This window comes from Prevotella sp. HUN102 (assembly GCF_000688375.1).
Taxonomy (GTDB): domain Bacteria; phylum Bacteroidota; class Bacteroidia; order Bacteroidales; family Bacteroidaceae; genus Prevotella.
Map to the genome: position 1 here is coordinate 300,355 of NZ_JIAF01000003.1, position 14,953 is coordinate 315,307.

Genomic DNA, 14,953 nt, shown 5'->3' on the forward strand with positions numbered 1-14,953 from the left:
TTTTTTTATTGGGAGGGGGGAACCTAAAAAAGAACGTTTCGTTTTACGAGGCAGAACGCTTTGTTTTATTTTTTCGGAACGCTTCGTTTTACGGATTATACTTCCTCACACAGTCTATCGTAGACGTGGGAATAAGGAATCAGGACATCGGATTCATCTGGCTGATTCTTCTGGGGCAGCTGATGCTTACCGTGAGCCGGACAGCAATAGACTTCATACGCCGGTGGCTTCTGCTGCATATATCTATGAGGATAAACATATCACTCGTGAGAGATTTCTTCATTAAGCTGCTCAAGCTGCCGATGGCCTTCTTCGATACGAAACTGATGGGAGACCTTATGCAAAGAATGGGAGACCACGGGCGTGTGAACAGTTTCCTCACACAGCAGACGCTGAACATCGTGTTCTCGTTCTTTACCTTTATCGTATTCAGCATCGTGCTGTTTGCCTATAACTGGCTTGTCTTCACAATATTTATACTCGGCAGCTTCGTCTACGGGGGATGGCTAAACTCTCCGGTGGAGCAACTGATGGGATTCTTTTATTCCATCCAAGATATGAAGATTAGCCTTGAACGCATCAACGAGATACATCGTATGGAAGATGAGAATGGAAAGCAAGGGATTGAAACCAAAGTGAAGGAAGAAGACAGGGGCATAGACCTCTTCGACATAGGTTTCAGATACGCCCCTCACGCCCTGAAGAGCATCATCGACGGTATGAGCATACATATTCCCAAGGGAAAGGTCACGGCCATTGTAGGAGCTTCGGGAAGTGGGAAAACCACTCTCATAAAACTCTTGCTGGACTATTATCCCACGCTGACAGGAGAGATAAGAATAGGAGGCATGGATATCAACACGCTCAACAAGAAATGGTGGTGCAGACAATGTGGCGTGGTGATGCAGGATGGCGTGGTATTCTCAGAGTCAATAGCCCGAAACATTGCCGTGGACGACGGCAACATAGACGAACAGCGGCTCATCAAGGCTGCAAGAATTGCCAAGAAGTAGCGATAGCTCTTCCTATAAGAACCTTGATGAAGTCGGGAATAAAAAAATAGCTACTGCCATAGAGCAGTAGCTATTGATAAAGTTTGTATAATAGTAGACTTTATCTGAATAAATTTAATGTCAGAACTATTTAATCAGCTGTTTAACGGTCTTGCCATTAGACAGTTTCACGATGTTGATGCCCTTGCAGGGTTCTGTGATTTTCTGTCCCTGTGCATTGAAACGTGCCACTTCCTTAACCTGCAAGTTGTTGTTTACATTCTCAATGCCTGTAACGTCATAGATGAACTTAACCTTGATAGAAGGACCTGCTTCCAAAAACTTGTAGGTAGTTATAAATCCTCCATCAACTTCCTGACCGAGACAAGCTGTGAAAGTAGCTTCCCACGTAGCAGGGTCAGAATTATCTGGTTTCCATTCCGTTTCCAATGAGGCATTTTGTCCACTGTTTAGTGTCCGATATGCTGATTCGTGAGCCCCCGGCTTTGTGAACGGTCTACATTCACCGAAACAGGAAACTAACTCGCCGTTCGGCATATTAGTTAAGTCGAAACGCACTGCTACCGGAATTTCCTTTTCAGATACATTTTTTACAAATATTTCCGGTTTAATCTGATATTTTGTATCGTCGAAAGGATCAGCTTCAATATTATTGGCTACAAATGTTGCACCATCAGCAATAACATTGCCTTTGGCATCAACAAACTGGATCATTGACTTTGCATTTTGTGCCATTGCAGCAGCACTCATAAGCAATACAGCTGCCAGAGTAAATATTTTTTTCATACGATTTTATTGTTTAGAAATTATGAATTTAGTTGTTTATGTGTTTCTTGATTACCTGATGCACACCTTCAGCATTGTAAACGAATGCTACAACAGAAATATTCTTTGCCTCCCAATTAGGCTCAAGCGTAATACTGTGCTTGGAATTGTTTTCTGTACCTGCCTGCAATGCAATCTCTGTTCCCCAAGAGCCGTTCACGGCTGCACGGAGTACGTGGTTCTGCACATAGTTCTTGTCTACTTTGTTTCCTTTAAACAGTTGGGTGCAGACAATGCCGTCTTCAAGTATCCATACCTGCAATTTGCCATTGAGCGATTCGCTGCTCGTTGCCTTTATGTCGATGTCCAACTTACGGGTATCTGCATTATAGCTGTTCGCCATTGACAATGTGACAGGAGTAGTTTTACTGATTTCGCTGCCGATGATGTTTGCCCATTGAGCCACGACACTTGTCAGGCTGCCAGTACGGTTGATGTATGCCGCCGGAACGCCGTTACCGTTGAAAGCCTTATAGTATTCTTCGCCCAGTTCGGTTCTCAGTCCAACCATCTTTGTAGTAGGATAAACAGCCAATGCACTTGCGTGAATGCTTACGGGAATCACGTTCTCTTCGCCGTATTCTTTCACAATGCGTGCTATTTCTTCGTGAGCTTCAGGACAGTTGATACACTTCTGTCCTGTAAATTCTTCTACAAGAATTGCACGTTTGGCTTCAGATGCTTCTATCTTGATATATCGGTCATTCTCATCGACATTAGCGCACGAAGAAAATACTGCTACGGCTGCTAACAATATAGGGAATATCTTTTTCATTTTCCGATTCATTTTTAAGTCTACATTTAGAAGTTATAATTGTATGACAATGTAAAACCTTTGGTTGCCGGCACATAGCGGCATACACCACCCGAGCAATTGAATCCGGCACGTGTACGGCCGTAGCCCAACTGTAATCTGTGCGCACCTGCATTGAATGTTACGACCCCCTGATAGTAGTGCAGATTTGTTTCGCCTGCATTATAGGTATCTGATATTGTAAACATCCAATTTGGTACGATAGCCAATTCCAGCAATCCGAACCACCAGTCGCCTAAATCGTCCTTCGTTGCAAGATACTGCACCTCGCCGCGGAGATTTACCTTTGGCGAGAAAGTATATTTACCGTCAGCAATGAAGATGTCGGAATGCACCATACCTCCTTCGCCTTCAACAACAGTCTTGTTGTAGAACTGGTTCATATACATAAAGTTGAGCTTGAAACTCTTTGAGAATTTACGTTCAATCTGTATGTTCAAATCCTGATAGTAGGTCTCGTCGCCCCATTTGAAGAAAGCAGAGCCATAGCCTTTTGTACCCTTCGGAGTTATTCCGTTGAGCGAACCGGTAATGTTTTCTGATTTATCAATAGCGTGTACGTGTGAAAAATTCACTTTAACGTTCATACCATACTTGCCTCCCAAGAAAGTATTGCGCTTTACTTTGTAGCCAAATTGTGCCTGATATGCCCATTCTCCGTCAGGACGGGTAGCGTATGGATAGAATGCAGCAAGCGCATAAGTCTGGTCTTGCGTGAAAGCCGGCAGGTGGTTTATATACGATGATACGCCCACACTGTTACGGTCGCTCTTAAACGCCATATCGTTAGAACGCTTTGCCTGTACTAAAAAGCTCAAGCCCTTCTTTGAATAAGATGCAGAAAGCATTGCTACATTGCCCGTGCGGTAAATATATCCATTGGTAAATGATGGGTCCTGTGTCTTCTGCGCATATTCCGCCAATACATTGAAACCACCCTTCTGCACCTGCAATCGTGCGTCCCAAGCGTTCACGTTCTGTGGCAAGTTCAGCATATTCGTGCGGTCTATCATAATGTTGTCGTGGTGGTTGCTCTCGTATTTATTGACAAACGATCCACCCACCATCACGCGGGTGTCCGACTTCTGCAATCCCTTGATCCATTCATCAAGGTTCAATTCCAAGTCAGCACCGTTAATCCACGAATTGTTGTGCGCCCAATATCTGCGCTGCTCGCCGGTTACGGCCTTCAACACGATACCCTTGTAAGGCTTGTAGACCACGCGTGCGCCGAACAGCGAATTGTCGATGCCAAGACTGCGCTCCTCATAGGTGCGAAGCACAAATCCCGATCCGAACTGTTCGTAATAGTTACCCAAGGTTACTTCAAGTTTCTCAAACTTTCCCTTCAGGTAGAAGTAAGGCACACCATAACCTTTATAGTCGTTTTCAAAGCCCGGTAAGGGGTGCTTCAGGAACTCAAAGCGGGCACCTGCATCCACGTTCTTGCTGATAAGGTTAAGGTCGAGAAACGAATTGGTCAGTGCCCATTCATCATAATCCGGCGACCCTATCTTCTTATCTTCCTGTGGAACAAGAACATCGCTCTGGATACTTCCCGTTACGGTTACTTTGTTGTCGTCCGTAGTAGTCTGCTCCTGAGCTTTCGCCGATGTAGCTACTACTGCAAGGAGACCTACAAGCCAGCTGTACTTTTTCATACTATTATTTTAAAAGTTCGCGAACCTTTTCTATCAATTCATTTTCAGCACCCTCGGTATATCCGTTATGCTTGTAGACGATTTTTCCTTGTCCGTCGCAAATCAATACATAAGGAATCATCTGTACACCCAATGCGCGCTTAAATTCTCCATTCGGGTCGAGCAGCACCTCGTATTCCCATCCGTTCTCGTCTACAAGGGGTTTTACCTTGTTTATATTCTGTGCCTGATCGATAGAAACAGCATAGATTTTTACGCCGGTTTCCTCGCGCCAGTCGTCGTAAACCTCGCTGATAGCCTTCAACTCTCTGTTGCAAGGCTTGCACCACGTGGCAAAGAAATCAATAATGAAAGGCTTTCCATTATTAGATAATGTGTCTGTGCGGACAGATTTACCATTAATGTCTTTAAGTGTTACTGTTGGTAACTGTGCGTAAACTGTACTGATTGAACAAGTCAATAATAGTAATAGTGTGAAAATTATCTTTTTCATAAGGCATATATTTGATTATTACAAAAGTATATATTTTTTTAAAAATACCGTATGGTGTTATATTATTTTAACCAAAAGGTGGTTTTAATTTTAACCTATTCGGTATGAATTCTTTAAAAATAAAAACTTTAGTTTTTGTTTGTGTTGTTTTTTAAATAATGTTTTTCTTGATAATAATGAGTTAAGGAGTTTTTAAAGGGGAGGGAATGATTCTTTTATACATTCTCTCCCCTTATTGTTTTATCGTTACTTCACGATTCTCTTCACAACCTTACCATTGGAAAGTTTTACCATATAAACACCACTGACAGGTTTTGAGATTCTCTGTCCGTTGATGTTGTAGTATTCTACTTCCTTGGCATTGTCGTTGGTCGAGATATTTTCGATGCCGTTTGTATTCTTGACAACAGGCTCTTCTACACAATTCTGTACGAACAAGTCGTCCAGTCCTACACCGATTTCACTGATCTTAGGAGCGATGAAAGCCACAACCTCCATCTTTTCGGCGTTCCAACCATTCTTCACATCGATGCTGTAAGTCTTTGTGAAATTGTCGTTGTTCCATTCCAGTTCGCTGTCGCCCTTCACGTCTGTAACGTAAGCACGGAGAACATCCTGATGCTTTGTCTTAACCAATACACCATATTCATCTCCCTGCTCTCCATCTACATCGTCTTCCTTTACGAGAACAAACAAAGCATAGTCTTCGAGCATTTCTTTTGCCTTTTCAATTCCAGTACCGGTTACCTTAATCTCGATGCTCTTCTTGGCTGCATCATATTTGTTGGCAATGCCAAGTGTTACGAAATTGCAGGTTTGTCCTTTGGAATGATTGTAGAACTTATCAAGGAGTTCATTTACTTTCGTTGATGGTTCTTGAGCAATCGTAGGATTGGCGATTGCGCCTTCTGTTCCCATTGTAAAGTAAAGTCTGTTGCAAGTGAAGGAAGGAAGTCCTTTAAGATGCGCCATACGTTCTAAATTATCACTCTCTGGTGCTGCCACCTTATCAGGGAAGTTGCTGTCGTTGATGTGAACAGCCACCATTACCATATCTGAATGACGGCTCTCAAGTCCCTTGATATTCTGAATACCCTTGTAGCAGTTTGCGCAAGTTTGAGAAGTAAATTCCTCAACAAGCATCTTCTGGCGTTCAACAACATTGTTGTAGACAAGAATGTTATGGATACCTTCTGTTCCCTTCAAGTTGCTGACCTCTTTGCCATTTATTTTTGTCAATACCATAGAGAGCTGATGCTTGCCCATCGTAACATCTGCTGGAAGCGGGCCAACGATGGTCAATGGTCTGCTGCTTGCACCTGCCTCTATTGCTTTTGGTATGGTAACATTCTTGATTACCTTGCTATCCACCTTTACATCAACGGTAAAGTTATCGACAGCCTCTGTTCCGGCATTGCTCATCCAGCACTTGATATCAAATTCTCCTCCGGCTTTTGCGTAATGTGGTGTTTCGATATGACCAAATACCAAATTGCTGACATTCGTTCCGGCAACAGGTTCAACAATCAACTGAATAGCCAATGTGAGATCATTTGTAGGGAAGCAATTAGCCCATCTGTTGGTCTCATAATTGTATGCGTAGACATTTCCTCTCAGATGATTCTCACCTATGACGAGTCTGCGTTTTTGGTCGGTTGTCAGGTTATAGCCGATAGCAAAACCTTTCGTAGCAGCAGTAATTTCGATATCCTTGTCAAGATTTATAACTTGCCAATCGTTGCCTGCCGGTTTCTTGATTTCTACTTTCAGTTCGTTAGCCTTAGAAATGCTTTCGCCTTCATTGATAAACAGAGACTTTATAACATTGTTGTCTGCCACCTTTACTCTGACAGCCTTCACTTTGCAACCAATAAAGGGTCGTAGCATTTCTTGCGAGAAAAAAGTAGCTATTTTAGTTTCTCTGTTGGGAAAAGTAGCCTCGCCAACTCTGTTTTGTTCGTCAAAATCTCCAATTACACGTTGGTTTCCTGTAAGTGGTGCTACTTTAGCCTTTGCGTTTGTTTGGTTATAAATAGGCGCATTGCCTATTTCCACATTCTGTGCAACTGCTCCCATAGAAGCAGTTGCGAGAATGAATGAGATAAATAAATGTCTCATAGAATTTTATCTTTTATCTTGTTGTGTCTTGGGCATTTCAAAAATACTCCGACACAGCCTTGTTATTATTTAACAACTTGTTTGATAACTTTACCGTTGTTCAGTTTCACGATGTTCACTCCCTTTGCAGGTGCATTGATGAGCTGACCGTTAGCATTGTAGCGAGCTACTTCCTTAACGTTCTGACCATTGTTGTTCAATGCGTTGTCAATACCGTTGGTAACATCGATGTTGAAAGTCAGTGTCAAGTTGATTTTGCCAGCTTCAGGAATTACCTTGTTAGCTTCGTCTACCTTCTCAATGGTTATTTCCACCTCAGCCTGACCATAGTCTTTGCCTGTGAACTGTACATCGCCAGCAGCGATGCGCTTGCCGATATAATAGATTACATAGAAAACACGCTGTCTCAGGTCTCTCGGTTTGAAAGTGTAGAAGTAGCTGCGTGTGAAACCTGCTTCAGAGCCATACTGTGCCTCTGCATCAGAACCAAAGTCGGAGAAAGAAATCAAACCGTTTTCTGCAGAAATGTTCTTCAAGGTGTAAGTAACCTTCAAAGGCACGTTCTCTATCTTTCTCTTCATATAGATTCGTGGCCATATATAGAAATACTTATTGTCTTTGTCGTGGGATATGTCCGTGCAAGGAATAATTGCTCCTGATTTTAACGGAGTACTCGTTCCCTTTATAAATTCAACAGCTTCTTCCACTGTTTGTGCGTTAGCCACAAGACCAATCGCCATCATTAACATAGAAATAAAAATCTTCTTCATAGTTGTAAAATTTGATTTGTAAATATTAATATAATGTTTGTCTGTTTTATTGTACTGCTCGGGGAACTTGCATTCCCACGAGCAGTTTTTTTGTTTAATAGCTCAGATATTTCTTGCCGTTCACGATGTAAACTCCCTTAGCCATATTCTTCAGTGCCTGCTGCACTGCGCCGTTCTCTACGCGTGCTGCCACACTTCCGTCTATGCGGTAAATCGTAACGGGTTGATTCGCATTGTCAGCAGTTTCTACATTCTCAATGCCATCGCTGACGTGGAAAGTATAGAATGTAGGCTGAGCATAGCTCAAGCGCTTGCGCAAATTCTTGTTGATGTAGTAGACGTACACGCAATACTCGCCACCATCCTGCATCTTGCTGAAGCTGAATGTCAGTTTCACGTCCTCATCCTGCTCTATTTCAACATCTTGAGACAGGATTTCAACCGGACCATTGTGGTCTGAAAGCACGGCGATGATTTTGTTCTTATAGGTTTCGTCTCCCCAGTTCATAACAGAAACTTCGCAATCGAACTTATCCGTTACAATAGTGCCGTTTGCATTCTTAACACGAGTATTGCCTCTTGGCTGCAGGTTGGCAGACTTGGCTTCCGTTGCATTGATCACGATGCTTCCCAGTTTTATCTTTGCACCATAGTCGGCATAGAGCACAAACTCGTTCCGGCCCACAATCTTAGGAGTGCACAGCAGCGTAATCTCCTTTTCCTGATTGGCATCGATCATAAATTCCACAGCATCCACCTTTTTAGAATTAGTGGCGGTTTCGTCGTAGAGATACACGGTTACGGTGTTTGATATGCCCTTGTTCAGGAGTTTCGTAGTAACCTTTGCCGCTATGTTTTCCTCCACTTCTGTTTCGCCCTTCAGTTCCGTACACTGCACATCGCTTCTGTTGGTAAAGTTGGTTGCCGTGAGTTCGGTATCATTGATTTCAAGTTTGATATACATACTTGAATTGATGAAAGGCTTCCAAGGCTTCACGTTCAGCGCATCGTCGTTGATGGCAAACATAGGAACGAGATAGTAAGTGCCTGATGGGAGGTTCTTGCCAAAAGTGAGAGCCGTGCTTTCGCAACTGTAATTGGAGGAGTTGTTGGCTTTCATATTGTCAATATTCGCTATGCCGAGAATATCCACATTGTCCACCGGCTTGTTGGCAGCATTGCGAAGTTGCCATCCGAACTTGAAATTCTGCGCCGTGTAGTTGTTGGGTGCAACTGTCAGTTCAATCTTGTCGATTACGAAATCCTGTGTCTTGTCCGTGCGCTGATACTTTTCCTGTATGTTCTGGATGTTCTTCACAAAAAGGGTGTAAATGCCATTGTCAGCCTGCTGACCACTCTTGTTCGGCGTCAGGCCGACGATTACCGCCTGCTTGGTGGTGTAGCCCCCTGCACCGGAGAAAGAGCCGATGCCCTGCGCAGAAGGATTGAGAACCGACAGGTCGAACTCGCCGTCAGACAAGCCACCCCAACCCCAGTTGATGAGGAACTTGCCATCCTTGTAGCCGTGGCACACAAAGGCGTGATAGCCGTTGTAGCCCATAGAGGCATCGAACTTGCCACCAGTGTACAATACAGGGCGATTCTCTTTAATTTCGTCGTAGATTACCTTTTCCCATTCAGCCTCGGTATATGCCGAACGCTCAATTTCCTGTGCAGTAGCGGCATAGTTGAAATATTCCTTGAACGAAGCCACCAGCACGTTGGAGCCAGAGCCTTTGGGCGAATATTTCATTACCATTGCCTGACCACAATAGCGCATCAGGTCTGCCACTTCCTTTGCTTCCTCCCGTGGAGTATAGCTGTCTTTCATAGCATCCCAGTTGAATTTCTTTGGTTGGAGGTCTTCGAGCTGTACGGAGAATCCCTGTTCGTTGGACGTATAGCCCGGTATGAGCTTGGTGTTGTCCTGTGGCCATTTGTGGTATCTCAGAATCTGTGCGGCAGCCGTAGCCACGCAGCCTGTCGCGGCATAGCCTGCGCCGTCGAATTTAGGGCAACTGCTGTTGAAGGGAGCACCCTGATTCCACTTGGTGGTAATCAGTCCGGGCAAATCCTGATATTTGGCTTTCCGTGCAGCCTGTGGCTGACTGGCAACATATTTTACATAGCGTTGGCAATTCTCCAGCCACCACTTCATTCCGTCGGGGATGTTGTTTTCATCGAATGCACCGTTTGAGGAATGCCCGAGGATAGCAGGGGCGTTGTCGTCAGCGGCAACAATGACAAATCCATCGTTTCTGCCCACGTTGAACACATAATAGGCGTCGGTAGAAACTTTTACGTTCTTGGTAATGTCTGCCGCTTTTGCTCGCTTAGTGGCATCGGCAGTCTTTATGCCACTGGTTTGAATGTGGTTTAAAGCCAACTGGCGGGCTTTCTCCAAATCCACGGGATTTCCCCATACGGCCATTCCTGAAGAAACGGCTGCCAATAGAAGTAAAGTTTTTTTCATAAAAGAGTTCCTTGTTTAGGATAGGTAAAGTAAATTATTATCTATTAATAAGATGTGCCTGAAATTTATAAAAAGACAATCGGGATATTGCAACCGGTGTGATAGGTCTGCAAGATGTAAATAGGTGTTCAAGACTAAACGTACATCCTTTTTCTGTTTGTTCGCATCTTGCTTTGCAGCAATTAGTTTTGACACCCATTTATGTCTGTATATGTTCTTGCAAAATATCAGCATAAAATAAGTTATGCGTTATCTGCTGCTGAAACCCTCCCTCTTCTCTTTCGGGCTTTCTTGATAAGAGAAAGCTCATTTCCCTGTGAGGGGGATAAGCTTTCTCTTTATTCGAGGTTCGATAAAACCTTACTTGCTCCGAAACATTAATGATTTCGCAATGCAAATATGTGTTTTACTTGATAACTTTCTTTACGCTGTTGTCGCTGTAACGAACGATGTTGATACCCTTCTGCATTTCCTTGAGCACGCGGCCTGAAGCATCGTAGATAGCTACAACCTTTGCATCAGACTTGTTGGCAGTTGATTTTTCGATACCATTTGTCTTAATGCGCTCGAGAATAGCTCTGTCGTAAGCATAGCCCCCCTTGTTGGTTACGCCACCCTTTTCGAGTGAAACAGAAACATTGTCTTCTTCTGGATTCTCAATTGGAGTTGCGTTAGGGTCCTGTACAGGACTTGTGCATTCCACACCCTTCAATACGAATCTGTTGAATTGGCATATAGCACCGGTTCTACCGTATGAATCAACGTTTGTGTTGATTACATAGAAGCGATTTGAAAGACCATCGCCGTTGATGCCACACATATTTGCAGCCTTAACATTGATGTAATCTACATCTTTAAATTCGAGAGTACCGGATGTACGCATATCAATGCCACTGCGACCTGCATCAATAGTAAGGTTGCCTGAACCTGTGAAAGTTACTTTTACTGCAGGGATGCCCTGATAGCCAATCATCACAAAGCCAGTCTGAGTTGTAGTGATAGAGTTTTTACCAACCAAGTTGATGGTAATATCATCATCTGGACAGTAGAAACGAAATGTACCAACGATAGGATGCTTTGTTATTCCGTCAGTTTCATAATAAGTAGGGCAGTTTTCTGCTGTTACAACGATTTGAGCGTTGTCTAATGTGATAACACGGTTTTCTGCATCATACTTTACAGAACCAGACTGTACCCAAGTACGGTTAGGGTCGAGGTTGTTTCCGTTTTCTTTGGTCATTTTGGTTCCGAGGAAAACCAACTCTTCCAAGCTCTGTGCAAAGCCGTTAGACACTCCGAAAGCAGCAAAGAAAATTGCCACAAAAACCTTTAAGATGTAATGTTTTTTCATTTTTTTATTGTTTAAGTAAGTAAATTTATTAATTTTATGTTTGTCTTCTTTGGAACGCATCACCGATGTTCAGTCAGCGAATTTGTTTTGTGTTCGACAGTATTTAGATTCTCGATTTATTCAAATTTTAATACAAATAATCCTATGGTTAGGAATTATAAATATTAAAACGGGAAAAGTTCTGTTTTAATTTTTTCGGTAGCAAAAGTAAACTAAAAAACAAATGATGCAAAATTATTAGTGTGAAAAAACGTTAAACATATTTCAGTTTGCACCGAAAATGAAAATAATTGCATAATTATTTATTAATTATTTAAGTTTTTGAACTCCTCCTATTTATATTAAAAAAATGCAAGATATGGATATGAAAAATATCTAAAATCTACGCTTTCGGCACTGTAATCTGCCAAACTGATTCTGAAACAGTCCTTTTTCTCACAGATTTCACGCACACACAGATGTTGTTTTTATTTTCCCCGCACGAGGTTATATATTTCTTCTCACAGATTGCACAGAGGCACAGATTTTCTTTTTCGCACAGAGAATGCAGGCATTCAAGGATGACACAGATTTCCTTAGCAGAACCTGTGTTGCAAGGTAAATGCCAACTTCTTGTTTATCAAGCATCTGTGTTATCCTTGAAGGCTTTGCCTTCTCTGTGTTTGTCAGGGAAGGGGGAAACTGTGATTCTGTGCAATCTGCGAGAGTTTTCTTTGTTCTCTTATTCCGGACTTTAGAAGGGATTTCATTCTTCGCACGTTTGCATTGCATTTCTGCGAAGATTGCATTCCATTCTTCGCACAAACGAAACGCATTCTTCGCAAGAATGGATTGGGATTTCAATATCCTGATTTTCAGATGTTTATAAAGTTAAGAATAATGATGATTCATTTTCGTTTGATTTTTCCAACAAAAAGTAGTAATTTTGCAGTGGCTTTCAAAGTGGAAGCTAAGGGGTGCTCGCCTTTTTGGGCGTGGCTGAGATTATACCCAAGAACCTGATACGGGTAATGCCGTCGTAGGAAAATCCCCTTGTACTTTATTTTATTAACTTCAAGAATATGAAGAAAGTAGTTTTGCTCGCTGCCGCGATTACTTGCGCAAGTGGGCTGAAGGCACAGACAACTGACACGCTCGCCAATCAGAAACTCGACGAGGTGGTGGTGTCGGGCGTGCGTGTGCAGAAGAATGCACCATACGCCGTTGCAAACATCAAGAAAGCAGAATTGGAGGCATTCTCCAAAAGTGGACGTGAACTGCCGTTCCTCTTCTCGCAGACGCCGGGCGTGCTTGCGTGGGGCGAGAACGGACTGGGAACGGGTACGGCGGCAATGCGCATCCGCGGTGCGGCGGGCAGCCGTATCAACGTAACGCTGGACGGTGTTGCGCTCAACTCGCCCGAAGACCAGACGGTGTTCTGGGCAAATATGAACTCCTACGCATCGCTGCTCGGGAGCGTTCAGATACAGCGCGGTATCGGTACATCGACGAATGGCGACGGAGCTTTCGGAGGTTCGATTTCCCTTGCCACGGCTGCTCCGAGCCGTAAGCCTGCTTTCGAGGTAAGCGGCTCTTATGGTTCGTACAATACGTATAATGCAGGTGTGAAATTCTCTACCGGGCTACTGTGGAACCGTCTGGTTCTTGACGGGGCATACAACGAAACATCGACAGACGGTTATGTTCACGGCACACAGGGACGCTCGGGCTCTTACTACGGCGGACTTACCTACTTTGGAGACGGTTTTCAGATAAGGTACAAGAACATAGGAAACTTCGAGAAGACCGGTCAGGCGTGGAACGGAGTGGTGGCAGGCAACGACGACGCATCGCTGATGGATGCAGGTATAAAGACTTACAAGGATATGTACAGCCACGGCCTCGGACGTTTCAATCCACTTTACGAAGGCATCGTGTTCGACAGCGACAACTGGAAGTTCCCACAGGATGCGAACGGAAACTACCAGACTTACAGGTACAAGCTGAAGGACGGTTCGCTGTGGGACAAGACGACGGACAACTTCTATCAGAACCACAACATCCTCTCGGCAAGCTGGGCGAGGGGCGAGCATTGGTCGCACAACGTTGCGCTGCACTACACCTATGGTTTCGGCTATTACAGCGAGTTCCGTCCGAACAACAAATTCTCGAAGTTCGGTCTGTCGTTCTATGACAAGGACGGCAATTTCGTGAAGCGTTCCGATTTCGTGCGTATGAAGGGACTCACGCAGCATACCTACGGCGCAGTCTACAACGTGAACTATAAGGACGAAAAGTGGGACGTGGTGGCAGGACTCAACCTGCAGCAGTTCCGCGGCGGCCACTTCGGCTATCTTACCTACATAGAGAACAGCGAGGCCGATGCGAAATTCCGACCCAACGGAACGGACTACAAGTATTACGATTCGGATGCAAGGAAATACGATTACAGCGGATATTTCAAGGCCAACTATCATTTTGCCGACTACTGGAACGTGTTTGCCGACCTGCAATACCGATTCCTCGACTACAAGACGGACGGAAAGAACGACAAGTTCTACGAGACGGCATCGGGCTATGCCAATCAGATGCTCAACATTTCGGAGCACTACGACTTCGTGAATCCGAAGGCCGGCGTGAGCTTCCTCAAAGATGGCCATAAGGCGTATGCGTCAATAGCCTACGCAAGCCGTGAGCCGGAGCGCAACAACTTCACCGACAACGGCAACTATCCTGCTCCGACGCCGGAAAGACTGATGGATATTGAGCTGGGCTATCAGTTTGCGAACCACAAGTGGCACGCAGGCGTGGACCTGTATTTTATGAATTACAGCAATCAGTTCGTGCAGACGGGAGCAAAGAGCGACATCGGCGAGAACCTCACAACGAACATTGCCGAGTCCTACCGTATGGGTGCTGAGCTTTCGGCAGGTTGGAACGTTGCTTCTTGGTTCTCGCTGGAAGGAAATGCGGCATTGAGCGTCAACAAAATCAAGGATTTTGACGAGTTTGTGGATAATTGGGACGGCGAGAGCCTGAAGATTCACTACGACAATTCAACGCTTGCTTTCTCGCCCTCTACCATCCTCAACGGATTCGTGAATGCGCACTACAAGGGATTTCAAGCCGTATGGCACACGAACTTCGTGAGCCGTCAGTATCTTGACAACTCTGAGAACAAGGACCGTTCGCTGCCGTCGTTCAGTCAGACGAATATCAATCTGAACTATACGCTGGGTCTGAACAGGAAGTTTGCAGGGGTGAAGGAAGTAGTGTTCGGTCTGAACCTCAACAACATCTTCAATCGCCACTATGCGGCGAGCGGATGGGTGTATAGCGCAGTGAGCCAGAAGAGCGGCTACACGAACGACAACCGTTACTATCAGATCGGATTTATCCCGATGGCCGGATTCACAATGATGGGCAATGTTACGCTGAGATTCTAAAAAAACATCC

The 14,953-nt window shown here is 44.3% G+C and carries 9 protein-coding genes, 1 pseudogene and 1 riboswitch; of the genes and pseudogenes, 2 read left to right on the forward strand and 8 right to left on the reverse strand.

Features of this window, described 5'->3' with window-relative positions; genetic code table 11:
- Positions 1-95 precede the first annotated feature (95 nt).
- Positions 96-1,004: pseudogene (locus P150_RS15930) on the forward strand (ATP-binding cassette domain-containing protein); the annotation flags it as partial.
- A gap of 135 nt (positions 1,005-1,139) precedes the next feature.
- On the opposite strand, the gene P150_RS0104425 reads toward P150_RS15930, so the two are convergent.
- The 8 genes from P150_RS0104425 to P150_RS0104465 form a co-directional block, all read right to left on the reverse strand.
- A complete protein-coding gene (locus P150_RS0104425; protein ID WP_028896645.1) occupies positions 1,140-1,799 on the reverse strand; it encodes a hypothetical protein in 660 nt (219 codons plus the stop codon).
- Between the two features lie 28 nt (positions 1,800-1,827).
- Positions 1,828-2,613, reverse strand: coding sequence for an Omp28 family outer membrane lipoprotein (locus tag P150_RS0104430; protein ID WP_028896646.1), 786 nt, complete (start codon positions 2,611-2,613; stop codon positions 1,828-1,830).
- A gap of 26 nt (positions 2,614-2,639) precedes the next feature.
- Positions 2,640-4,313, reverse strand: coding sequence for a DUF6029 family protein (locus P150_RS0104435; RefSeq protein ID WP_028896647.1), 1,674 nt, complete (start codon positions 4,311-4,313; stop codon positions 2,640-2,642).
- A gap of 4 nt (positions 4,314-4,317) precedes the next feature.
- Positions 4,318-4,806 carry a TlpA disulfide reductase family protein gene (locus tag P150_RS0104440; RefSeq protein WP_028896648.1) on the reverse strand — a complete coding sequence of 163 codons (489 nt, stop codon included), beginning with the start codon at positions 4,804-4,806 and terminating at the stop codon, positions 4,318-4,320.
- A gap of 246 nt (positions 4,807-5,052) precedes the next feature.
- Positions 5,053-6,924 carry an Omp28-related outer membrane protein gene (locus P150_RS0104445; RefSeq protein ID WP_028896649.1) on the reverse strand — a complete coding sequence of 624 codons (1,872 nt, stop codon included), beginning with the start codon at positions 6,922-6,924 and terminating at the stop codon, positions 5,053-5,055.
- A gap of 65 nt (positions 6,925-6,989) precedes the next feature.
- Positions 6,990-7,694, reverse strand: coding sequence for a hypothetical protein (locus tag P150_RS0104450; protein WP_028896650.1), 705 nt, complete (start codon positions 7,692-7,694; stop codon positions 6,990-6,992).
- 94 nt (positions 7,695-7,788) lie between these two features.
- Complete coding sequence (locus P150_RS0104455; protein ID WP_028896651.1) at positions 7,789-10,167, reverse strand: C10 family peptidase; 2,379 nt, start codon at positions 10,165-10,167, stop codon at positions 7,789-7,791.
- 406 nt (positions 10,168-10,573) lie between these two features.
- On the reverse strand, positions 10,574-11,518 hold the full coding sequence (locus P150_RS0104465) for a hypothetical protein (protein ID WP_028896653.1): 945 nt from the start codon (positions 11,516-11,518) through the stop codon (positions 10,574-10,576).
- A 942-nt stretch (positions 11,519-12,460) separates the two neighbouring features.
- Positions 12,461-12,560, forward strand: a riboswitch (TPP riboswitch).
- Between the two features lie 19 nt (positions 12,561-12,579).
- Here P150_RS0104465 and P150_RS0104480 point away from each other — a divergent pair.
- Positions 12,580-14,943, forward strand: a complete 2,364-nt coding sequence (locus tag P150_RS0104480; RefSeq protein WP_028896656.1) for a TonB-dependent receptor — start codon at positions 12,580-12,582, stop codon at positions 14,941-14,943.
- The last annotated feature ends 10 nt before the right edge of the window (positions 14,944-14,953 follow it).